Below are 22181 nucleotides of genomic sequence, written 5' to 3' on the forward strand. Positions count from 1 at the left end.
ATTGGCGGCCTGCCGAGCGGGCCGCTGAACATTATTCCTATCCAACCGGCACGCGCGCGCGCCGGATCAAGCCTCGATGACCGTGCCGACGCCGCCCTCGAGGACGGCCCGGCTCAGCACGTCCGGCTCCGTGCCGCTGACGATCGCCACCTCGCGCACGTTGCCGTGCAGGCAGGCGAGCGCCGCCTTGACCTTGGGGATCATGCCGCCGTAGATCTCGCCGCTCGCGATCATCTCGTCGATCTCGGCCGCCGTCACCCGCGGCAGCACGCGCTTCTCGCCGTCCACCGTCCGCAGGATGCCCGGCACGTCGGTGACGACGATCATGCGCTCCACGCCGAGCTGCGAGGCGACCGCTCCGGCCGCCGTGTCGGCGTTGATGTTGTAGCGCTGGCCCGCATCGTCGATGCCGACCGGGGCGAGGACGGGGATGTAGCCCATCGCCATGACGCCCTCGATGACGGCGGCGTTCACCTCCGTCACCTCGCCGACATGCCCGATCTCCACCGCATTGCTTACCGGCCGCGCCTGGATGAGCTTGCCGTCCACGCCCGAGAGGCCGAGCGCCCGAGCTCCGGCTCCCTGGATCCGCCGCACGATCTCCTTGTTGATCGTGCCCGACAGCACCATCTCGACGACGTCGAGCACGTCCTCCGTCGTGCGGCGCAGGCCGCCGACGAACTCCGTCTCGATGCCGAGCTTCTCCAGCGTGCGGGAGATGGCCGGCCCGCCGCCGTGCACGATGACCGGCTTGACGCCGCTCTCCTGCAGCCGCCGCAGGTCTTCGAAAAAGGCGGCAGGCAGCGCCGCGAGCGTGCTGCCTCCGCATTTCATCACAAAGCGCTGTTCCATGCCTCTGCTGTCGCTCCTTCCGTAGGTCCGGGTCACGTCCGGTACGCCGCGTTGATGCGGACGTAGTCGTACGTCAGGTCGCAGCCCCAGGCGGTCGCTTGGCCGCCGCCGAGCTTGAGGTCGACGATGATCTCGACCGTGTCGCCCTTGAGGTACGCCAGCGCCGCGTCCTCGTCGAACGCGACCGGCTGCGAGTCCCGCAGCGTCAGGATCGGTCCGAGTGCGATGTCGACCGTGTCCGGATCGAGCGGCTCGCCCGCGCGGCCCGCCGCCGCGATGATGCGGCCCCAGTTGGCGTCGGTGCCGAACACGGCCGACTTGACGAGCGAGGAGCCGACGATCGTCTTGGCGATCGCGGCCGCCGAAGCGTCGCTCTCGGCGCCGCTGACGCGCACCTCGATCAGCTTCGTCGCCCCTTCTCCGTCGCGGGCGATCGCTTTGGCAAGCACCTCGCAGACGTAGATCACCGCCGAGGCGAACGCGCTCCAGTCCGGATGCGCCGGCGTCAGCTCCTCGCCGCCCGCGAGGCCGCTCGCCATCGCGACGAGCATGTCGTTGGTGCTCGTGTCGCCGTCGACGGTAATCATGTTGAACGTGCGGTCCGTCGCCCGGCGCAGCAGCGCGTGCAGCGCCTCGCTGCCTACGGGCGCGTCCGTCGTGACGAAGCCGAGCATCGTCGCCATGTTCGGGTGGATCATGCCGGAGCCTTTGGCCGCTCCCGCGACATGCACGGTCCGGCCGCCGGCCTGCAGGGAGACGCAGACCGACTTCTTGACGAGATCGGTCGTCAGGATCGCCTGGCAGAAGTCGTCCGCGCCCTCCGCCCCCGCCTTGAGCCGGGCAGGCAGCTGCGCGATGCCGGAGCGGACGCGGTCCATCTTGAGCGCCTCGCCGATGACGCCGGTCGAGGCGACGGCCACCTGCTCCAGCGGCACGCCCGCCGCTGCCGCGAAGGCGGCGCGCATCTCGTATGCGTCCGCCAGGCCCTGCTTGCCGGTGCAGGCGTTGGCGTTGCCGCTGTTGACGAGCATCGCCCTCAGCCGGCCGCCGGCCGCCAGGCTCTCGCGCGTCGCCTGGAGCGGCGCGGCCTGGACTTTATTCGTCGTATACACGGCCGCCGCCGCCGCAGGCACCTCGCAGAGGATGGCCCCCAGGTCGTGGCGGTCGGTCTTTTTGAGCCCGCAGTGGAGGCCCCCCGCACGGAACCCCGCCGGCGTCGTCACGGAGCCGTCCTCCACGACCGTGAAGGCGGCTGCCGGATGTCCCTGTGCGGATGATGCGGATGATGCCGATGCTGCGGATGCCGCTTCTGCCGCGGCGAGACCGGCTGCCGCCTGATCTCCCGCTTGAGCTGCTGCTTGTTCGTGTGCCATCGCTGCGCTTGTCTCCTTCTGGCGCTGACGCGTCGTCTATTAAGGGTACATGGGCACGAAACGCAGGCCCGCGTCCTCGTCCCAGCCCATCATCAGATTCAAGTTCTGGATTGCTTGCCCGGCCGCGCCTTTGACGAGATTGTCGATGACGGACACGATCGTGACCCGTCCGGTCCGGCGGTCGACGGCGAAGCCGATGTCGCAATAGTTGGAGCCCGCCACTTCCTTGGTCGCCGGCCACTGGCCCTCGGGCCGGATGCGCACGAACGGGCGGCCCGCATAAAACTCCTCGTACAGCTGGATGAAGTCGGCCTCCGGGCGATGCTCCGTCAGCTTGGCGTACATCGTCGCCATGATGCCGCGCGTCATCGGGACGAGATGCGTCGTGAACGTCGTCACGACGTCGCGCCCGGCCGCGTCGGACAGCACCATCTCGATCTCCGGGACATGCTGATGCTTGTTGATCTTGTAGGCCTTGAAGTTCTCATTGAGCTCCGAGTAATGGGTGCCGAGGCTTGCCCCGCGTCCCGCTCCGGACACGCCGCTCTTGGCGTCGACGATGATCGAGTCCGGATCGATCCATCCGGCCTTGATGGCCGGCACGAGGCCGAGCAGCGTCGCCGTCGGATAGCAGCCCGGATTGGAGATGAACGAAGTCCCCTGGACCCGATCGCCGTAAATTTCGCACAGGCCGAACGTCGCCTGCTCCAGATCGGCCGGGTCGGCGGCCGGCTTGCCGTACCACTGCTCGTAGACGGCCGGCTCCGGCAGCCGGAAGTCGCCCGACAGGTCGATGACCTTCAGCTCCTGCTCCAGCAGCCGGGGCACGAGCTTCGAAGCGACGCCGGCCGGCGTCGCCAGGAAGACGACGTCCGCCTTGGCCCGGATCGCCGCCGGATCGACGTCGTCCAGCAGCTCCGTGCGGATCCCGCTCAGATGCGGGAATCCGGCGGCGATCGGCTCGCCCGCGCTGGACGAGGAGATGACGCTCGCCACCTCCGCATGCGGATGCGCCTGCAGCAGGCGGATCAGCTCGACCCCGCCGTAGCCCGTCGATCCTACGATCGCCACTCTAGTCTTGTTCTCCATCGCTGACCTCTCCCATCCCGCTGCGGCATCCATCGCTTCCGCCCGATTCGATTTCCGTATCATTATACGTTCATATTAATAATAATACAACAGTCAAAAGTCATCTTCTCTTTTCGGCTTCCGCTCTGGATTATCCTTCCACTAGCCTTCGCTAGATCGGTGTCGGCGCCGGAGCCGTCCCTACCGAAAACCGGCCGTCCCGGAATCGATAGCGCCGTTCGCCGGCTTTGCTCCCTATGCCGATGAAATGCAAAAAGAACGAAGCGGAGCTGCTAGGCTCCGCTTCGTTTTTCTTGGGTCCATTCTATGAACCGCCGGGTCTATTTTGTTTTTTTCGGCCTGCTTCTGCCGCCATGGCCCCTCCCTTGCTTGCCCTTCCTCAGCCTCCCAAGCTGCAGCGAAGGCTATTTCCAGCTGACGATGAGCACGCCCGCGACGATGACGGCGCAGCCGATCCACCGGTTCAGGGGGATCGCCTCTCCAAACAGCTGCCAAGCAAGCACGAGCCCGAACACGTAGGCCAGGCTCTGCAGCGGGTAGGCCGCGCTCAGCGGCAGCCGCGACAGCACGGCGAGCCAGAGCACGGTGGCGACTCCGTAGAGGCCGATTCCGGCGAGAATGAGCGGCGAGAGCAGCACCTGCAGCCAATTGCCGAAGCCGAAGCCTCCGAGGCGATCCAGGCCGAGCTTCCATACCATCTGGCCGGCGACGAGGCAGGCGATATTCCCCAGCAGCAGCGCGTAGGCCATCAGGAGCGCACCTCCTGCGGCAGCGCTTCGGACGCCGGCATGGAGCCGGGCATGCCGCTTTCAGCCGCCGGCCGCCCGGGCGCTCGGAGCCGTCCGTCCGGCAAAGATGGCTTTGCGGTCCGGCTGGAGATTCCAATCCGGCTCGATCTCGCCGCCGCGCCCGAGCGCTCGCGCTCCACTCCTGCGAGGGCGTACGGCCTGGCCGGCGCCGGCTTCGTTCTTCCATCGCTTTCCGCATCCGATGCCTTTTTCTCCGTGTCCGGCCTGCCGCCGCGCCCCGCCTCCAGCTCGTCGACTCGCCGCTCCAGACGCCGCAGCTGCTCCTGATGCAGCGCCTCGGACTGGGTCAGGCGCACGAGCTTGTGCGACAGCTCCGAGACGGCGAGCGTCTGGCGCAGCAGCAGCGCCAGCACGCCCAGGAGGCCGATGAAGTACAGCAGGGAGGGCGCGTACGCGACGCCGAGCAGCAGGGCGAGGCGGTCCAGCACCTCCGGCGCGAGCGACAACGCGGTCATGCCGGCAGCGAGCAGCAGCCAGAGCAGCGCGTACTGCTCCCGCAGCCGCCGGCTGCGGACCAGGTGCAGGATCCACAGGAAGAACAGCAGGCTGCACGCGAAGCTGACGACATAGAATTCAGCTCTCATAGCCGAAGCTCCATTCCTTGCGTTTTTTCTTCGTCTTGGCGATCAGCACGGCCAGCACGACCTTGGCCATGTAATACCCCGCCTTGCCCGGCGAGATGCTGGACACGCCGCCCTGGCGCTCGCGCATGACGACCGGCAGCTCCATGAAGCGGCCGTGATGGTTGTCGAGCTGGATGATCGCCTCCACCTCGGGATAGTCCGTCGGATAGTCGGCGGCGAACAGCTCGGCGGCCTTGCGGCTGCATAGACGGTAGCCCGACGTCGGGTCGGTCACGCGCCGCCCGGTAAGCGCCGAGACGAGCGCGGCCAGCAGCTCGATGCCCCGCTTGCGGGCGAACGACGACTGAAAGCCCTTCTTTTCCAAAAAGCGCGAGCCGACGACCATGTCCGCCCCGTGCCGTCTCATCGCCTCCAGCATCCGTCCGAGCTCGCGGGGATCATGCTGGCCGTCCGCATCGATCTGCACCGCATAGCCGTACCCTTGCTCCACCGCATAGCGGTATCCGGCCTGCACCGCGCCGCCGATGCCGAGATTGCAGCTCAAGTCGAGCACCGGCACGCCGCAGGAGCGGGCCAGCCGCGCGGTGTTGTCGGTCGATCCGTCATTGACGACGACGATGTCGGCAAACGGCGCATGCTCGCGGATGCTCAGGATCGTGCTGCGGATCGAGGCCGCCTCGTTGTAGGCCGGCACGATCGCCAGCACGTCCCGTCTGTGCGTTTGCTTGGCTATGCTCATCCTTCCTGCACCTCCTTCAGCTTGGACGGCTCGGTCCGCGGCTCGCGGGCCGAGCTCCGTCCTCTCCACCAGCTCCACAGCATTCCGGCCGCGGCCGCGTCCAGCACGATGAACAGCGGCATGACGGTGAAATTGTAGCGGTACTCCGGCACGAACAGCAGCCTCAGCGCCGACATGGCGATCACGATCGCCGCCGGCAGGAGCGCCGGATGCCGCCAGCGGCGCAGCATCACGAGCAGCGCGGCAACGCCTGCTCCGACGAGCAGCCGGTGGTAGGCGTTGCGCAGCTCCCAGGGCCCCGGCAGCACCGGGTAGCGGGGCTCGTGGCCGGCGCCATAGAACATTCGGCTGTAGGTGTGCTCCAGCTTGCCGATCGTGTACCAGCGGACGAATTCCCCCGTATGCTCCGAAAAACCGACGCGCAGCCGTTCCCGGGCGACCTCCAGCTGCGATTTGCCGGTCTTGTCCACGAGGCCGTCGGCATAGTTTTTGTCCGGGTAGGTGCCGGCCGTGAACGGATTCTGCTGCGTCGACGTCACGACCAGCTCGCCGAGCGTCAGCGCATTGCGGACGACCCACGGCGACAGCGCGATCGCGAGTCCCGCCGCGCATAGGCCAAGCTGCCGCAGCGTCCTGCGCCAGTCCCGCGTCCACAGCCCATACACCGCGTAGGCCAGCACGATCAGCGGCAAAAACTCGGCCCGCGTCAGCACGGTCAGGCCAAGCGCGGCTCCGGCGAGCAGCGGCAGCCAGCGGCCGCCCCGTCTCAGCGCGAGCAGCTGCAGGCATACATAGGCCATCAGCAGGAACGCGGCCAGCGTTTCCGTCAGCACGCCTCCGGCCGCCCAGACGAAGGGCGGATAAACCGCGGCCAGGAGCACCGCCGCGAGCGCCGTCCCGCGTCCGGCCACCAGCCGGCCGAGCGCATACACGAGACCCAGCATCGCGGTGGCGATGCCGGCCTGCACGAAGCGGATGAGCGGATAGGGATCGCGCGTCTCGTAGCCGGCCAGCTCGTACATCGCCGCCATGAACAGCGGGTAGCCCGGCGTGACCTGCGCGTTCGGCTCCGTGCTTTTATACCCGTAGACGCCTTGCTCCAGCAGCTGCCGGACCATGATGTCGTAGTTTTTCGTATCATGCGAGACCAGGTGGCTGACCGATACCAGAAAATCGAACCGCAGCCACGCGCCGAGTCCGATCACCAGCGCCAGCAGCAGCGCATGCAGCCTCCAAGCCCCCTTCTCTCCCTCGATCCAGCGTCGAAATCCGTTCATGCGCCCCATATTCCCCTTTCCGTCCCGCAACGATCCGGCGCTGCGGCTTGCCATCATTATCGCTCGGGCGGCTTAACGAATTGTTCCGGAAGTTCTTATGACTTTCTTAAACTCGGGAGACGAGCCCCAAGCGCTCGAGCGGAATGGGAAAAGACGGGCAGACCGGAACCAAAGGCCAGAAAGGCAGAGGGGGATGGCGGAAAGGAGGTCTGGAATGACGGGAGGAACAGCCGGAAGCGAGGGCAAGCTGATGCGCAGTACGAAGCGGGCAGAATGCAAAAAAAGCCGCCCTGGTCGGAGAGTGGCTCCGGCAGGAGGCCTCGATCGACAGGACGGCTCAAGCGGAGGCGAGCGTCAGCCCTCCAGCTTGAAGCCTTGGCCGATGACCTCGGCCGTATGGCTGATGATGACGAAAGCGTTCGGATCGACCTGCTGCACGAGCCGCTTGAGCTCTGGCACTTCGTTCTGGCTGACGACGACCATCAGCACCGTGCGGGCGTCGCCGGTGAAGCCGCCATGGGCATCGAGGCGCGTCAGGCCGCGGTCCAGGTCATGCAGCACCGCATCCGCCAGCTCCTCCGAGCGCGCGCTGATGATGAAAGCCACCTTGGACAAGGCGAGGCCGGTCTGCACGATGTCGATCGTCTTGCTCGTCACGAACAGGCCGATGAGCGCATAGAGCGCCTTTTCCGGGGAGAGGAAGAGGCCTGCGGCCGCGATGACGAGGCCGTCCATGCAAGCGACGGACAGCCCGAGCGGCAGTCCCGTGTAGCGGTGCAGGATCTGCGCGGCGAGGTCGGTGCCGCCGGTCGAGCCGCGGCCGCGGAACACGAGGCCTAAGCCGATCCCGACGCCGATCCCCCCGTAGATCGAGGCGAGCAGCGGATTGTCCGTCGGCGCGCCCCAGTGGGCCGTCAGCAGGACGAACAGCGGCAGCACCGCCGAGCCGACGAGCGTCTGCAGCGCGAACCGGCGGCCGAGCAGCGCCATGCCCGCCAGGAACAGCGGGATGTTGAGCGCCCACTGCACGTAGGCCGGCGTGAAGCCGTACAGGTGCTGCAGCAGCACGGATACGCCGCTGATGCCGCCCGAGGCGATGCCGTTCGGCAGCAGGAAGCAGTTGAAGCTCGCCGCGATGACGAGCGCGCCCGCGAGCAGCGACAGCAGGTTCGAGAGCCGCTGGTCGAGCAGCGGCTTTTTGGGCTTGCGCGGCTTGCGCGCTCGGGGCCGTCCCGGCTCACGAGAGCCGAGGGACTCCGGGACGGATGGGGCGGCCGTGCGGCCCGTCCCGCCTGCTTCCGGCTTCGCCTGCTCCATCCGTGCGGCCGGCGCCTCCATGCCCGCATGCATTTCAGCCGGCTCGGCCCGCTCCCGGCCGCGCTCCGCCGTTCGGGCGGCGCGCAGCAGCTCGGGATCGGCCTCACCCGCCGCCCTATCGAACGGCTTGCCGCCGTCCCTAGGGTCCGTTCCGGCCGTTCTTGCCGCATTCGTTCTTTCCTGCTCCGGACGCGGCCCGTCCCGCTTCCTTCCTTTCAATGGATGGGATCCACCTTGCTCCTGCTCTTCCACCGCTGTCTTCCCCTTCCTATGGTCCATGCGCCCGCCGCTCTGCCGCGACACCGCGCATCACCTTTTCCTTCCGCGCGAAAAAGAGTTCCCCACTTGATTCAAGTGTCGGAACTCTTTTCCTCTTTTATTCGGTCGCGCCGACCAGCTACCCCTCTTCGGGCTTCTGCTTGATCTGATGGCGCAGATAGCCGTTGATGAACGCATCCAGGTCGCCGTCCATCACGGCGCCGACGTTGCCCGTCTCCACCGACGTGCGATGGTCCTTGACCATGCTGTACGGGTGGAACACGTACGAACGGATCTGGCTGCCCCAGGCGATGTCGGACTGCTCGCCGCGAATCTCGGCCAGATGCTTCTGCTGTTCCTCGATCTTGCGCTCGTACAGCTTGGAGCGGAGCATCTTCATCGCGCGGTCGCGGTTCTGGATCTGCGAGCGCTCCGTCTGGCAAGCGACGACGATGCCCGACGGCATGTGCGTGATCCGGATCGCCGACTCCGTCTTGTTGACGTGCTGGCCGCCCGCGCCGCTCGAGCGGTACGTATCGACCTTGAGGTCTTCCGGACGGATCTCGATCTCGATGTCGTCGTCGATCTCCGGCATGATGTCGCAGGAGACGAACGACGTGTGGCGGCGGCCGGAAGCGTCGAACGGCGAGATGCGCACGAGGCGGTGCACGCCTTTCTCCGCCTTGAGGTAGCCGTAGGCGTTATGACCCTTGATGCTGATCGTAACGCTCTTGAGGCCGGCTTCGTCGCCCGGCAGGTAGTCGAGCACCTCGACCTTGTAGCCGTGCTTCTCCGCCCAACGCGTGTACATCCGGTACAGCATCTGGCCCCAGTCCTGCGACTCCGTGCCGCCCGCGCCGGGATGAAGCTCCAGGATCGCGTCCAGCTTGTCGTACGGCTGGTTGAGCAGCAGCGTCAGCTCGAAATCGCCGATCTTGCCCATCAGGTCGGCGACGCCTTCCGTCAGCTCGCCGTCGAGGGAGCCGTCGTCCTCCTCGGCGGCCAGCTCCAGCAAGGTGTCGAGGTCCTCGCGCTGCGTGCTCAGCTTTTCATACTGCTCGACGACGGACTTCACGGCGTTCAGCTCCGCGATGACCTTTTGAGCCTTCTCATTGTCGTCCCAGAAATCCGGCGCCGTCATCTTCTCTTCGAAATTGGCTATGATCTCCTGTTTGAGATCTAAGTCAAAGAGACCCCCTGAGATCTTGGAGCCGCTTTGCCGCCTCGCGCAGGTCTTGCTTAACCGTTACGTCGATCATGACAATGCTTCACCTCAAATTTTCATAAATTCACGAAGGAAGCCGGTCGAGCAGGCGGAGCGCCTCCCTCCCGGCCCTTCATGCGATGCGATGCTTATTTGCCGTGGCACAGCTTGTACTTCTTGCCGCTGCCGCAAGGACAAGGATCGTTGCGGCCGACGCGCTCCTCGCGCTTGGCCGGACGCGCCTCGCGCCCCTCGCTGCTGCCGCCTACCTCCACTTGGCCTTTGGCGACCTCTTGACGCTCCAGGTTCTGCTCGACCTGAGCCTTCATGATGTAGCGGGAGATTTCCTCCTGGATCGTCTCGATCATCTCGCGGAACATCTCGAAGCCCTCGAACTGGTACTCGCGCAGCGGATCCGTGCCGCCGTACGCGCGCAGGTGGATGCCTTGGCGGAGCTGATCCATCGCGTCGATGTGGTCCATCCATTTGCTGTCGACGGCGCGCAGCACGACGACCTTCTCGAACTCGCGCATCGTCTCCTCGCCCATGGCCGCCTCGCGCTCGTCATACAAAGCCGTGACTTTGGCGAACAGGAACTCGGCCATCTCCTCCGGCTCCTTGCCCCACAGGTCTTCCTTGGAGATGGAGCCCTCCGGCAGCAGGTTGCCGTGCACGTAGTCGACGACCGCCTGCAGGTCCCACTCCTCCGGCACCTGCTCCTTCGGGCAATGCGCGTCGACGATGCGCTGGATGACCGGCTGGATCATCTCCATGACGATGGCGCGGATGTTGTCGCTGAACAGCACCTCGCGGCGCTGCTTGTAGATGATCTCGCGCTGCTGGTTCATGACGTCGTCGTACTGGAGGACGACCTTGCGCGTGTCGAAGTTGTTGCCCTCGACGCGCTTCTGCGCGGACTCGATCGCCTTGGTGATGAGGCGGCTCTCGATCGGCTGGTCTTCCTCGAAGCCGAGCTTCTCCATCATGCCCATGATGTTCTCCGCGCCGAAACGGCGCATCAGCTCGTCCTCGAGCGACAGGTAGAACTGGGACGAGCCCGGATCGCCCTGGCGGCCGGCGCGGCCGCGCAGCTGGTTGTCGATGCGGCGGCTCTCATGGCGCTCGGTGCCGATGATATGCAGGCCGCCGGCATCATGCACGCCTTCGCCGAGCAGGATGTCGGTGCCGCGGCCCGCCATGTTGGTCGCGATCGTCACGGAGCCGGCTTGTCCGGCGCGCGAGATGATCTCGGCTTCCTCGGCGTGGTACTTGGCGTTCAGCACCTTGTGCTGGATGCCGCGCTTCTTGAGCAGCTCGGAGAGCTTCTCGGAATTCTCGATCGACACGGTGCCGACCAGCACGGGCTGGTTCTTCTTGTGGCGCTCGACGATCTCCTCGACGACGGCCTTGAACTTGCCGTTCTCGGTCTTGTAGACGACGTCCTGCGTATCCTGGCGGATCATCGTCCGGTTCGTCGGCACCTGCAGCACCTCGAGGCCGTAGATCTTCTTGAACTCTTCTTCCTCCGTCTTGGCCGTACCGGTCATGCCCGCGAGCTTGCGGTACATGCGGAAGTAGTTCTGGAAGGTGATCGTCGCGAGCGTCATGCTCTCGTTCTGCACCTTCAGGTTCTCCTTGGCTTCGATGGCCTGATGCAGGCCGTCGCTGTAGCGGCGGCCCGACATGATGCGGCCGGTGAATTCGTCGACGATCAGCACCTCGTCCTCCTGGACGACATAGTCGACGTCGCGCTTCATGATCGCGCGGGCTTTGAGCGCCTGCTGGATATGGTGGTTGAGCGTGACGTTGGCATGGTCGAACAGGTTCTCGATGCCGAACGCCCGCTCCGCCTTCTCGACGCCGGACTCCGTCATCATCACGCTGCGCAGCTTGATGTCGACCGTGTAGTCCTCCTCGATCTTGAGGCGGGAGACGAACTTGTCCGCCGCATGGTACAGCTCGGTCGACTTGGCGGCCTGGCCGGAGATGATGAGCGGCGTGCGGGCCTCGTCGATCAGGATGGAGTCCACTTCATCGATGATGGCGAAGTGGAGCGGCTTCTGCACCATCTGCTCTTTGTAGAGGACCATGTTGTCGCGCAGATAGTCGAAGCCGAACTCGTTGTTCGTGCCGTACGTAATATCGCATGCGTAGGCTTCCTGCTTCTGCTCATGGGAGAGCGAGTTCAGGTTGCAGCCGACGGTCATGCCGAGGAATTCATAAAGAGGACGCATGATGCTGCTATCGCGCTGGGCCAGATAATCGTTGACCGTGACGACATGGACGCCTTTGCCGAGCAGGGCGTTCAGATACACCGGAAGCGTGCCGACGAGCGTCTTGCCCTCGCCCGTCTTCATCTCGGCGATCTTGCCCTCGTGCAGCGCCATGCCCCCGATCAGCTGCACGTCGAAATGGCGCATGCCGAGCACGCGCTTGCCCGCCTCGCGCACCGTCGCATAGGCCTCGGGCAGCAGGTCGTCCAGCTCCTCGCCCTTCTCGAGCCGGGCGCGGAACTCCTGCGTCTTGGCCGACAGCTGCTCATCCGTGAGAGCAACGAACTGCGGCTCCATTTCATTTATGACTTCGACGTTGCGCATGAGCCGCTTGACTTCCCGCTCATTCGCGTCGCCGAATATCTTCTTCACCAGTCCGAGCATGGTTTTCCCCTTTCGTGAGACCACTTTGCCTTAATTTTAACAGTTGTCCGATGCTGCCGCAATCAGACTGGAGGCTTTTCCAGCATTATATACGTCGTCCGTCCGGAAAGTGTTGTCCCGACGAGCAGCGCCGGCGGCGGACGCCGCCTCAGCGCCTTTCCGCCACTTTCCTTACCTATTAAAAAGCCCCCTCCCGGAAAGGGAGAGGGCGCTGCAGATCGCAAGCCGTCGGGCGCGCTGCCGCTACTCCTGCTCGATCAGGCCGTAGCGGCCGTCGTCGCGTCGGTAGACGACGTTGACTTCCTTGGTCTCGCTATTATGGAAGACAAAGAAGCTGTGGCCGACCATGTCCATCTGGAGGATCGCTTCCTCCACATCCATCGGCTTGAGCTTGAAGCGCTTCATCCGTACCACTTCAAGGTCCTCTTCCGGCTCCTGCACGGCGACAGAGGCGGTGTCGTCCTCGCGGAACAGCGTCTTGATGCTCTCAGCCTGGCGGAATTTGCGGTTGACTTTGGTCTTATGCTTCCGGATCTGACGTTCCAGCTTGTCGACGACGGCATCGACCGAAGCGTACATGTCGGGACTCTTCTCCTCGGCTCTCAGGAGCACGCCCGGGAGCGGGATCGTCACCTCGATGCCGTGGCGTCCTTTGTGGACGGTCATCGTCACGCTGGTATCAGCGGCAGGGGGGGCATCAAAATACTTATCCAGGCGGTTCAACTTCTTCTCGACGTAATCCCTCATGGCATCCGTCACAGGAACGTTCTGACCTCGAATGTTGTATTTCATGAAGCACTCCTCCTTTACATGGTTTTAGTATACCACGAGGACCGTTTTCGAATCAAAAGACTAATTTGTGTATTTCGAATTTTCAGATTAATAGAGGCGGAAGGCGATTTCTTGTTGTCCCATTGGCCGGATGTGCGCTTCGTCACGCCTCGTCGTCTGACATGCCGCTTCGAGGCGGCTCGGAGCAGTCTGTCGGCGAGCAGGCGAAGACGCAAAAAAAGAGGTCCTTCGCAGGACCCCGTAAGGGTTTGGTCAGTCGAATCATCTATGCGTGGCCGAGCGGCCGGATGATTACAGTTTGACGACGTTGGCTGCTTGTGGACCGCGAGCGCCTTCTACGATGTCGAACTCGACGGATTGGCCTTCTTCCAGGGTTTTGAAGCCCTCGGATTGGATAGCGGAGAAGTGTACGAATACGTCGCCGCCTTGCTCCGTCTCAATGAAGCCATAGCCTTTTTCTGCGTTGAACCATTTCACTTTACCTTGCATTCAGAACATTCCCTTCATCTTCAAATGCTGTGAGACGCCGACAGGTGCATGGCCCACATTTTGACTATAGCACCGGGATCAAACAGTTGTCAACATGACATGGAAGCGGATTCATTCCACTCATAAATGATGGTCGTATCTTATGTCGATTTGAGTAAAATGCTGTCATGTTTCAGATCATAGGGATATGCTGAACAAACCATAGAAGAACATTAAGTATTTACAGCGTTTTGTCGATAGCTAGTTAAAGATCACGGCTTCGTTACTATCGGCTTTCAGAATTGGAGGGAAACGCCCCTGTGACTCAAGGCATCTACAATTTTTGCCCTCATGTCTCCTATACGAACGAGCATCTCATGAAAGACTGCTGTCTTATTCCCTACACTTTCCACACCGAGCTCGGCTGGGAAGCCGTAATCGTTACTGCACCTGGAGAAGAATTGACCTACCATGGGCTCCTGCCTGGCCTGCAGATTGATTTTATTGGCCAATCTGGGGATTACAACAATCCATACGTGCTGGAAGAGTGGGTCGCCGCTTGCATCAACTATATCTCGGCACATGCCCATAAAATTGACTTCTTCTTTTGCTTCGGCCCGTATACCTCTTACTTCAGCATGATTGACCAGTACAAGAAGCTTCGTCCTGACGGCAAAGTCATTCTGAAACTGGATGCCAATTCCACCTGGATGGACCAGATACCTTTCCATCAACCGGATCACCAGGCATTTTTCAGCCGCTGTGATTTGATTACCGTGGAATCCAAGACATTGAAACGATATCTTTCAAAAAAATGGCCCTATATCATTGACTATGTTCCTAACGGCTCTTTTAAAGCCGATTCTCTCTCCTCTAAGAAAGTCCGTTTTCAAGACAAGGAGAACGTCATTCTGACGGTAGGCCGGCTAGGAACCGCTCAGAAAGCAACTCCGCTCCTGTTGGAAGCCTTCGCTCAGGCCGCCCGTCTGCTACCTGACTGGAAGCTCCGGCTGGTCGGAAGCTGGGAGGCTTCTTTCGAGCCTTATCGAGAACGGTACTTTGAGTTGCATCCCGAGCTTCGAGAGCGGGTCACCTTTACCGGAAAGATTCTGGATAAAGCTATTCTCGAAGCGGAATACGCGCGAGCCAAAGTGTTCGTCATCTCCTCCCTGATGGAAGGCGGTACGCCGAATGTGTGGGCCGAGGCCGCCCGCAACGGGTGCTATGTCCTCTGCAGTGAAATCGACGCTGTCGACGAGGCTACGAATAAAGGGACTTGCGGAAGAAGCTTCGAAGTCGGAAACGCGGCCGAGCTCGCCCTGGCGATGCTGGACGTCTGTCGGGACGAGCATCGCCTTTCCAAAGGTTGCGCCGATATCCAGCGCTATCAGGAACGCTATTTTGATTATAAAAAAATCGTTCGTAAGATGAACCTTCTGCTGACAATCTCCAAGGGGGCCGTTAACCATCAAAGAGATTAAAAGACTCCGTTTATATGGAGAAATATTTGAACTGAAGAACTGCGAGCTGTGGTTTGAGGATCGGTTGATCCATCGTTTCCTTGATCCTCTCCAGAACTGGTCCGCCATTTCCGTTCAACGACAGGCGGAGAACTTTCTAGCTATCATCAACTCTATCTATGGTCTGAAAGCACCGGAAGCTTTCCAGGCGCAAATGGTACTCTTGTTAGGCTGCCTGTATCGACAGCTGTCTGCATCCCCAGACCCGATCACCGTTCTAAATATAGAATCTGGAACGAACCTGTCCTTCTTTTCCAGCATCCTTCATAGCTTCAATGCTCAGCATCGGTACGTCACTTTTCGTTTGCCCTCTTCTACCGTATCGGCGACAGCTGCCGGCGCCTTCATCCGGGGACAAGATCTGCATGATCTAGCCCTGTTGTCCGAGAAGACTTTTTCGTTTATTCTCATCGATATTGAATTAACACAGCTCAGCGGCGAAGGCAACTTGATAGCATCTTGCAAACGTCTGCTTCGTCCAGGCGGTCAGCTGGCAGCCTTCGGTTCGGGGCGCTGTTCCATTGATATAAAGGAATTAGAGCACGACGGAGCCTGCGAAATCTTCCAGCTGGGAGAAGAAAGCTTTGTATGGTCGTACACGAAGAACCTTGTCTGCCCTGATTTTTTCGCTCCCCCTTATATTCATGAATTAAACCTATTGCAGCATGAATTGGAACAGAAAATGCAGGCTCTTTTTGCCGCTCCGTTCTGTTCCGAGCGATCTAGCGACTATCAACCGTTTCTTAGCAACGCTATCTATGCCGCGCGAGAAATGGAACGGCATCTATCACTGTCACGTCCCTTGTTTTACGATTTGGACTTGAAAAATCAAGCAAACGATCTAACCCATTCGCTGCTTGATCTGGCAGTAGCAATTGCCATGGAGTCCGATGAAGCCTTTTTCCTTGCTAGGGTCTTGGAACAATTCTCCACTTGGAAAGCATGTCTCTCCATCTAAATGAAAAGGGGCTTCGTCTTGAAGACGAAGCCTTTTCTCTATGATTTCTATGGATGGGATATGTTTAACTAAGAATCAAACGTTGTTCCGCATCTTGAATAAGGGACTCTATCGCCTCATCTCGATGCTTAAGCTGGTTGAGATAGGTCAAAGCCAGCCGATGCTCTCCGAGATGGTACAAAAAAGCGCCTAAGTTGAATACAGTCAACTGATGCTGCGGATCCAGTACAAGAGCTTGCTGCAGCAAGGGAATAATTTTCTCAAGGTCATTCCATTCAATGAACGTATCGCAAAGGGAATTCAAGATTGGAATCATAGCTTTGCCGTAGTTGCTCAGCGAAGCTATAGCATATTGAAACAACTCGGAATCGTCTTTTACAAGAGAGGCTAGTTCCTGCACAATGGCTTTTGAACTGCCTTGAGCCGCAAGCAGCTGTGCCAACAAATCGACTTCTTGGACAGGAGCCTGCTGACGCAAACGAACAATGTATTGATAAGTGGACGCTTGGTCGGAGAAATCCGATAGACGGGACAGGGTGCTCAAGCGATCCAGCAAGCCTTGCTGCTCTATGCTCAAAGGAATGCGGGAGGAGCCTAGGTCAACTTGGCTGAATCCGGCATCGTTGAACATCTCGACCAACTGCTGCTTGGTGAAAAACCTCATGTGAGTGCGGTCAAGCAAGCCGGCGTCTGCATACTCCCACTTGCCGTTCAACAAGTCTTGCAAGATGGAAATATGCATGACGTTCGGCAAGCTGACCAGCATCTGCCCTCTCGGCTTCAGATACCGCTTCATATTGCGTACGACCAACCATGGATCGATCAAGTGTTCCAGAACATCAGCGAATATGATGTAATCAAAATAACCTTCGTCATAGCTCATCTGCTGTTCGATATTATCCGCCCTGACTTGTGCAAACGTAGCGGCGATTTTTGCGGAATGCTCGTTAAGCTCGATTCCATGAAGCTCGGCGTTCTTGAATAGATGCTTGATATTCAGCAGCGTGCCTCCGCAAGCACATCCGACCTCTAGCACACGAATTCGAGCATCCGGATGAGCTTGTATGGTCGAAATGATCTCGTGCCGGATGTAGCAGGAATAAGCCGGATTGAACCCCCACTTTCCCTCAAACAGCTTCTCGTTCCTTTTCATTAAATCGTAATAGGCTTGGGGCTTCTGCCCAAACGATGTCCCTCCGAAGTGGTGGATAAAGGTGTTGCGGCAAAGCCAAAGCTGATATCCGCTCATCGTCAGCCTCATCGAGTAGTCGTCATCCTCATAATTGCCAGGACTGAACTGCTCATCCAACAATCCCGTTTCAAGCAGCGCCTTGCGCTTGATAAGCATGCAGAAGCCGATCAGCTTCAGCCGCCGTTCTGCCCCCTCATTTTTCCGTGCGAGCTCTGCAGAAAAGGCCTGCATCTCGTCAAGAGTTTGATAAGGAACAGGAACCGTCTGATAATAGGCAGCATTGTTGGTGATTGGCCCTACGGCCCCGATCTCTGGAACGGAATGAAGCTGCGCCTGCAGTCGCTCAAGCCATCCTTCCGTCACGATGGTGTCATTATTCAACAAAAGGATATCCGTATCGGATTCGGACATTTCTATGCCCTGATTGCATCCTTTTGGAAAACCGACATTGTCATTATTCAGCAACAGCTTGAGGTCTTTCTGCTGTTGGAGCCATTCCCGGGTCCCGTCCGTCGAAGCATTATCAACGACAATCAGTTCATAGGACTCCGATGGCGTATAGGTTCGTATGCTCTCTAAACAAAGCTTGGTGTAGTCCAGCTGATTGTATGTAAGGATGACTATGCTCGTTTTGCAGCTCATTAATTCCGTCCCCCAAACAGGCTCTTGTGATAATTATATATCGGCATTATCTGGCCAAAAGATAATTCCAATTTTTATCGACCTATCGAAAAGGCAATTGATATCCGATAAATAAAGAAACCAACACGCCTTTAGGAGACTTGCTATGCTCATATCCCTTTGCATGATTGTCAAAAATGAAGAGCTGGTCATCGAACGTTGCCTCGACAGTTTGAAAGATGCTGTCGATGAAATCATTGTCATCGATACAGGTTCAACCGACCGGACCAAGCAACTGGCTCTTTCTTATACAGATCATGTGTATGACTTCGTCTGGGTCAATGATTTTTCTCGAGCTCGCAACGAAGCCATTCGCCGGGCGAATGGAAGATGGATTCTTTTCCTGGATGCGGATGAATATTTTGCACCAGGCGATGCAACCAAGCTTCGCTCCTTTTTAGAACAAGCCAAGCCTTCTCCCACTGTTATTTATGCCATCAACGTCGTCAACTTTGTCGGAAAATCCAAAGAGGAATCCGTTCTGACAAGCGGCGAGATTCCGAGGCTTTTCCCTAACGGCTTTGGCATTCAGTATGAACGGCCCATTCATGAGCAGCTGTGTTCCCCTCATGGTGAGTTGCTTTCCGCTTTGGCGCCCGTATCCATCTTCCATACCGGCTACTTGCAGGAAGTGGTAAAAGAAAAGGACAAGCTTCAACGCAATGCCGGATTGTTTAAGGAACTGAAGCAGCGGTCCGGATTTTCCGCTTATGACTACTACACGCTCGGAAATGAAGCGGCTGTCGCAAAAAACTTTGCGAAAGCCATCTATTATTATGAGCGCTCATTGAAAAAGCAAAAAAACGCTTTGAACTCATCCTGGTATCCGCATTGCGTCATTTCGCTCATCCATGCTTATTTGCAGATGGAGAGGCTTACGGATGCGTGGGCATTGCTTGAGGAACGCCTCTATCTTTGGAATGAATATCCGGAGTACATGTTTTTCAAAGCTGCTATCTTCCATCATTTAGGATTTATTGACGATGCCGCCGCCTCCTATAAAGAAGCGATCGCAACAGCGTCTGCAAAATCAGAAAAGTCCCATCGCTTTTATCTTGAAAGCGCAGAATATGCATCGACCATTCCAATGCGCAAGCTATATTCCATCTATGAATGGAAAAAAAGCTGGCCTGATGCCATCTATTACTTGACGCAGCTGCTCGTTCAAGACATTCACGATTACAATGCACTTCGCTCCTTGCTCATGATTCTCGCACGAGAGGAACAACCCACGCAGATTGCGGCATTCTTGAGCAAGCTTTATGATCCGAACAATACCAAGCATCAATATATTTTATTCAGAGCATCTCTCTCCAACAAGCAGACCGAATTATGCCGCTACTTTTTTGAACATCTGAGCGATCCGTTCATGCTAAGCTCGGAAGATCAGCTCGACTACTGCTTTCTAATCGAAGATGAGGAAGGTTATCGAAGCGTGTTTGACCGCTTGAACGGAGTGCTCCCGAATGAACGGACCGCCATGCTGCATCTACTGGCATCCACTAGCTGGGGGTTTGAGCTTCCTTGGAAGCTGAATCCAGCGGGTACGGATGAAGATTCGCCGGACAAGCTTACCTTCCTCGAGTCGATGCTGAGCGGCCGCCTCGCTCCCGAAGAGCTTGCTCCGGAAAAAAGAAAACTAGCCTTGGCTGTTCTGAGCCTCTGCTACGAGTACCATCGCTACGAGCGCTTCGACGCTCTCATTCAGCGTTATGCGCATGATTTTGTTTTAAGCGAGGTCGCTGATTTCATGTTTGCGCAGCATCAAACCGGCATCGCCTTGAATTATTATTCCTTGCTGCTGGATCAAGGCGTAGCTTTATCAGCTAAAAACTTGGAGCATTTGGCGCTGTATCATCTTCAACAAGGCTTCACTGCAGAGGGCCTCGCTTTTTTGGAAGCTGCTATAGAAAAAAGTCCGGACTCCATTTACCTGTACGTCCAATATTTGCAAGCTAGCGCCAAGGACGAGAAGTACCGCGAAATACAGCAGAAGCTGCTTCGGCAAATGCCGGCAGCCCGTAAAATGCCTCCGTTTCGAAAAATTCTGGCTTAGGCAAGCGGAACAAAGAATTTCCCCCCATTCGAACCAAAACGAGACGAATCCGAGCTGTTCTCGGATCCGTCTCGTTTTAATTCTAGCTAGTTCCTCTTGTCGATAAAGAAGCTCTGGGCCCCATAACCTTCATAAGCATTTCGGCCTTGTCTGGATTGCTGTATGCGAAGCAGCGTTTCTGCAGCTTCTGTTTTGAGCCGGCTCATATGGTGCAGCAGGAGCTGATCATGGGCTTGCAGGCCTCGAATGATGGCACGATCTTCGACACTTGCCTCGGCTCCGTCATAAAGGCGTTGAAGCGTCTCCTCGCGAAGATCAATTAAGGCGACAAATTCCTCATAATCCGCCACTGAAGCTCGTGAAAGGAGGGAATCGGTCGCGGTTGCGAGCCGCTTCAACTCGGACGTCAAGGATGCAGATTCGTTCATGCCTGCTTTTGAATGGAAGAAGGCGACGCGATCTGCTTCCATGCATCCCTGAGCTCCATAAGATGATGAAGTGCTTCTTCCGCAGGAGCGGTCTTTTTATACACGTTGGCTTGAATGAGCTGATGAAGCACATATTCATAGATCCGAACGAGGTCTTTGGAGATCGGATATGAAAAATTCAGCGAGGCCATCAGCTCATTAACGATTGCCTCTGCCTTGCAGTAGCCCAAATTGGCTTGTTCGTAATTTTGGATGGCCGTAGCTTCCATACCTTGTCTAGTGAAGCGAATTGCGCCATCATACAACATGAGTACGAGCTGAATAGGCGTAGCTGTCTCGGCTGATCTCTGCTGGTAGGTCTGGTAGGGAGAATAAAGCAAGCCGGATCACTCCTTATACAAAGCTGGAAAAGGACGACGACTGGGAACTGTAGCGGTTCATCGCGGTTTCCATAGCCGTGAACTGCTTATAATACTGGTTTTCCTTGCGAATCAGATAACCGTTCATATCCGATATTTTTGTATCTAGAGCTCGAAGCTGCTCACCCAGAACGGAATTGCTTTTAAAGGTGGAGTTTTTATCGGAGCTGTAAGCGGATGTTCCTGCTTTATCCGATAGTGCCGTCAATGCATCCATCAGCGTCGTGCTGAGCCGTTGAAATATGCCGTAGTCCTTATTGGTGGCGATTCCAGTACCAGGCGTAGATGGAGCCGTGCTCGGCTTAGCCATGAAAAGGGCGATGACTTCGTCCGGATTGCTCTCAATCATGGAACGCAGCTTGTTCTCGTCCTCGATATAGAGCTTGCCGTGTTCGCTCCATTGGCCAGTCACGATGCCAATGGACTGTACCGTCAATATCGGAGAGCCGGATCCGGTATCGACTGTCGAGCTTAGAGATGTCCTCATGCCATTGACCAGCGAACTCAAGGCGGAATCCCCTTTAAGCAGGCCACTTTTGGCCTTAGTCTCCCACAGCGTAATTTCGTTTTCCTTCATGTCCGCTTTTTGTTCCTCAGTGAGCGGAGAGAAGTTGCGGTACCGCTGTTCGTTCAGCTTGCCATTCACCTTATCAAGGATGGAATTATAGTCGGCAACAAATGATTTAAGGGTCGAAACGATCGCATCCGTGTCGACTCGCGAGGTGACGGTGCTTTCTCCGTTCGTTCCTGATTCGGCTTTCAAAAGCAAATTGTAACCGTTGACGCTGACGGTATTGGTTTTGGATGTTTGTACGATTCCATTGACCGTGTAGGAAGCATCCTTGCCTGAAACTTTAACAGGTTTGACGGTCGCGTCGTCTACAATGATGGAATCGGCTTTGACGGTGATGGCCCCCGCTCCGGTTGAATTGCTGCGGAATGATATCTCTCCGTTGGCTCCAACCATGGCTGTGACGTTCAATTCTTTGTCAGCATTGATCCTGGCCAGCACGTCGCTGACAAGATCCGAATCGGAGATGGCAAAGGATCGGTTGATTGCCCCATTGCCGACTTCAATGGCAGTGCTTTTGGGCGTCGCTCCCGTCTTGTGCAAGTCAGCCATGGTCGTGGCCGGCGTAACGGCGGATGCTCCTGTCTGTCCTAGATAGGTTGCCGATGTGGCAAGGCTGTTGACCGACACGCTGATGGATCCGGAAGCGCCGCTGTTGGTTGATGTAATGGATACAGCTGCCGTATTGCCGGACAATTGCGAGGTTTTGGCACTCATGGAATTAAGCGTATTATACTGAGACAGCTTGTTATTCCGGAAGTCTACCAGCGATGTACTGACATCCCGAAATTGTTCCTGCTGCCAGGTCAGGCTGGTCTGGTTCTGCTTCAGCTTGTCCAGCTTGGTTCGTTCCGCCTTCATAAGCTGCTTGACGATGGCATCAATGTCAAGGCCTGAGTTAAAGCCTGAAATGCGTAATCCCGCCATGATCTTGCCC

The 22181-nt window shown here is 58.3% G+C and carries 19 protein-coding genes; 3 read left to right on the top strand and 16 right to left on the bottom strand.

Annotated features, from left to right (window positions below; all coding sequences use genetic code 11):
• Positions 1-66 precede the first annotated feature (66 nt).
• From argB to HGI30_RS21060, 12 genes are all read right to left on the bottom strand, one after another.
• Entirely contained in the window at positions 67-852 is a 786-nt protein-coding gene (argB, locus tag HGI30_RS21005; RefSeq protein WP_168909288.1) for an acetylglutamate kinase, read from the bottom strand.
• A 32-nt stretch (positions 853-884) separates the two neighbouring features.
• Positions 885-2225 carry a bifunctional ornithine acetyltransferase/N-acetylglutamate synthase gene (gene argJ / locus HGI30_RS21010; RefSeq protein ID WP_168909289.1) on the bottom strand — a complete coding sequence of 447 codons (1341 nt, stop codon included), beginning with the start codon at positions 2223-2225 and terminating at the stop codon, positions 885-887.
• 39 nt (positions 2226-2264) lie between these two features.
• Entirely contained in the window at positions 2265-3314 is a 1050-nt protein-coding gene (gene argC / locus HGI30_RS21015; RefSeq protein ID WP_168909290.1) for an N-acetyl-gamma-glutamyl-phosphate reductase, read from the bottom strand.
• Between the two features lie 404 nt (positions 3315-3718).
• The gene (locus tag HGI30_RS21020; protein WP_168909291.1) at positions 3719-4063 is read right to left on the bottom strand and encodes an EamA family transporter; all 345 of its coding nucleotides are present in this window, start codon (positions 4061-4063) and stop codon (positions 3719-3721) included.
• Positions 4063-4707: a DUF2304 domain-containing protein gene (locus HGI30_RS21025; protein WP_168909292.1), complete on the bottom strand. Its 645-nt coding sequence runs from the start codon at positions 4705-4707 to the stop codon at positions 4063-4065. The genes HGI30_RS21020 and HGI30_RS21025 overlap by 1 nt, the downstream gene beginning before the upstream one ends.
• Positions 4697-5446: a glycosyltransferase family 2 protein gene (locus HGI30_RS21030; protein ID WP_168909293.1), complete on the bottom strand. Its 750-nt coding sequence runs from the start codon at positions 5444-5446 to the stop codon at positions 4697-4699. The genes HGI30_RS21025 and HGI30_RS21030 overlap by 11 nt, the downstream gene beginning before the upstream one ends.
• Entirely contained in the window at positions 5443-6723 is a 1281-nt protein-coding gene (locus HGI30_RS21035; RefSeq protein WP_168909294.1) for an ArnT family glycosyltransferase, read from the bottom strand. The genes HGI30_RS21030 and HGI30_RS21035 overlap by 4 nt, the downstream gene beginning before the upstream one ends.
• A gap of 354 nt (positions 6724-7077) precedes the next feature.
• Complete coding sequence (locus tag HGI30_RS21040) at positions 7078-8040, bottom strand: YitT family protein (protein ID WP_206110113.1); 963 nt, start codon at positions 8038-8040, stop codon at positions 7078-7080.
• Positions 8041-8437: 397 nt separating this feature from the next.
• A protein-coding gene (gene prfB / locus HGI30_RS21045; protein WP_168909295.1) for a peptide chain release factor 2 occupies positions 8438-9557 on the bottom strand; the annotation gives its coding sequence in 2 pieces (ribosomal slippage) (positions 8438-9484 and positions 9486-9557; 1119 coding nt in all).
• Positions 9558-9651: 94 nt separating this feature from the next.
• Positions 9652-12159, bottom strand: coding sequence for a preprotein translocase subunit SecA (secA, locus tag HGI30_RS21050; RefSeq protein WP_168909296.1), 2508 nt, complete (start codon positions 12157-12159; stop codon positions 9652-9654).
• 243 nt (positions 12160-12402) lie between these two features.
• Positions 12403-12951: a ribosome hibernation-promoting factor, HPF/YfiA family gene (hpf, locus tag HGI30_RS21055; RefSeq protein WP_168909297.1), complete on the bottom strand. Its 549-nt coding sequence runs from the start codon at positions 12949-12951 to the stop codon at positions 12403-12405.
• Positions 12952-13242: 291 nt separating this feature from the next.
• Positions 13243-13440, bottom strand: a complete 198-nt coding sequence (locus HGI30_RS21060) for a cold-shock protein (RefSeq protein ID WP_028599014.1) — start codon at positions 13438-13440, stop codon at positions 13243-13245.
• Between the two features lie 299 nt (positions 13441-13739).
• Here HGI30_RS21060 and HGI30_RS21065 point away from each other — a divergent pair, with 299 nt between their 5' ends.
• Both HGI30_RS21065 and HGI30_RS21070 read left to right on the top strand, forming a co-directional pair.
• Positions 13740-14900 carry a glycosyltransferase family 4 protein gene (locus tag HGI30_RS21065; RefSeq protein ID WP_168909298.1) on the top strand — a complete coding sequence of 387 codons (1161 nt, stop codon included), beginning with the start codon at positions 13740-13742 and terminating at the stop codon, positions 14898-14900.
• Positions 14901-14964: 64 nt separating this feature from the next.
• Entirely contained in the window at positions 14965-15897 is a 933-nt protein-coding gene (locus HGI30_RS21070; protein WP_168909299.1) for a hypothetical protein, read from the top strand.
• A 64-nt stretch (positions 15898-15961) separates the two neighbouring features.
• On the opposite strand, the gene HGI30_RS21075 is transcribed toward HGI30_RS21070, so the two are convergent.
• On the bottom strand, positions 15962-17731 hold the full coding sequence (locus HGI30_RS21075; RefSeq protein ID WP_168909300.1) for a bifunctional glycosyltransferase family 2 protein/class I SAM-dependent methyltransferase: 1770 nt from the start codon (positions 17729-17731) through the stop codon (positions 15962-15964).
• Between the two features lie 145 nt (positions 17732-17876).
• Here HGI30_RS21075 and HGI30_RS21080 point away from each other — a divergent pair, with 145 nt between their 5' ends.
• Entirely contained in the window at positions 17877-19826 is a 1950-nt protein-coding gene (locus tag HGI30_RS21080; RefSeq protein WP_168909301.1) for a TPR domain-containing glycosyltransferase, read from the top strand.
• Positions 19827-19912: 86 nt separating this feature from the next.
• Here the strand turns inward: HGI30_RS21080 and HGI30_RS21085 are convergent, their stop codons facing one another.
• The 3 genes from HGI30_RS21085 to fliD are packed head-to-tail and all read right to left on the bottom strand — an operon-like array spanning position 19913 to position 22171.
• Positions 19913-20296 (bottom strand): flagellar protein FliT, encoded by a 384-nt coding sequence (locus tag HGI30_RS21085; protein ID WP_168909302.1) that lies wholly within the window; start codon positions 20294-20296, stop codon positions 19913-19915.
• Positions 20251-20634 carry a flagellar export chaperone FliS gene (gene fliS / locus HGI30_RS21090; RefSeq protein ID WP_168909303.1) on the bottom strand — a complete coding sequence of 128 codons (384 nt, stop codon included), beginning with the start codon at positions 20632-20634 and terminating at the stop codon, positions 20251-20253. Before fliS ends, HGI30_RS21085 begins: the two co-directional genes overlap by 46 nt.
• A 13-nt stretch (positions 20635-20647) precedes the next feature.
• Positions 20648-22171 carry a flagellar filament capping protein FliD gene (gene fliD / locus HGI30_RS21095; protein ID WP_168909304.1) on the bottom strand — a complete coding sequence of 508 codons (1524 nt, stop codon included), beginning with the start codon at positions 22169-22171 and terminating at the stop codon, positions 20648-20650.
• Positions 22172-22181: the final 10 nt, after the last annotated feature.

The organism is Paenibacillus albicereus (assembly GCF_012676905.1).
In the GTDB taxonomy this organism is placed as follows: domain Bacteria; phylum Bacillota; class Bacilli; order Paenibacillales; family Paenibacillaceae; genus Paenibacillus_O; species Paenibacillus_O albicereus.

Bases quoted from the DNA above. Each gene is read 5' to 3' on its own strand.
- HGI30_RS21060 (WP_028599014.1), bottom strand. From the start codon at position 13,440: ATGCAAGGTAAAGTGAAATGGTTCAACGCAGAAAAAGGCTATGGCTTC.
- secA (WP_168909296.1), bottom strand. From the start codon at position 12,159: ATGCTCGGACTGGTGAAGAAGATATTCGGCGACGCGAATGAGCGGGAA.
- HGI30_RS21025 (WP_168909292.1), bottom strand. From the start codon at position 4,707: ATGAGAGCTGAATTCTATGTCGTCAGCTTCGCGTGCAGCCTGCTGTTC.
- HGI30_RS21080 (WP_168909301.1), top strand. From the start codon at position 17,877: ATGCTCATATCCCTTTGCATGATTGTCAAAAATGAAGAGCTGGTCATC.
- HGI30_RS21035 (WP_168909294.1), bottom strand. From the start codon at position 6,723: ATGAACGGATTTCGACGCTGGATCGAGGGAGAGAAGGGGGCTTGGAGG.
- hpf (WP_168909297.1), bottom strand. From the start codon at position 12,951: ATGAAATACAACATTCGAGGTCAGAACGTTCCTGTGACGGATGCCATG.
- HGI30_RS21030 (WP_168909293.1), bottom strand. From the start codon at position 5,446: ATGAGCATAGCCAAGCAAACGCACAGACGGGACGTGCTGGCGATCGTG.
- argJ (WP_168909289.1), bottom strand. From the start codon at position 2,225: ATGGCACACGAACAAGCAGCAGCTCAAGCGGGAGATCAGGCGGCAGCC.
- argB (WP_168909288.1), bottom strand. From the start codon at position 852: ATGGAACAGCGCTTTGTGATGAAATGCGGAGGCAGCACGCTCGCGGCG.
- HGI30_RS21040 (WP_206110113.1), bottom strand. From the start codon at position 8,040: ATGGAGCAGGCGAAGCCGGAAGCAGGCGGGACGGGCCGCACGGCCGCC.
- HGI30_RS21085 (WP_168909302.1), bottom strand. From the start codon at position 20,296: ATGGAAGCAGATCGCGTCGCCTTCTTCCATTCAAAAGCAGGCATGAAC.
- HGI30_RS21020 (WP_168909291.1), bottom strand. From the start codon at position 4,063: ATGGCCTACGCGCTGCTGCTGGGGAATATCGCCTGCCTCGTCGCCGGC.
- argC (WP_168909290.1), bottom strand. From the start codon at position 3,314: ATGGAGAACAAGACTAGAGTGGCGATCGTAGGATCGACGGGCTACGGC.
- fliD (WP_168909304.1), bottom strand. From the start codon at position 22,171: ATGGCGGGATTACGCATTTCAGGCTTTAACTCAGGCCTTGACATTGAT.
- HGI30_RS21075 (WP_168909300.1), bottom strand. From the start codon at position 17,731: ATGAGCTGCAAAACGAGCATAGTCATCCTTACATACAATCAGCTGGAC.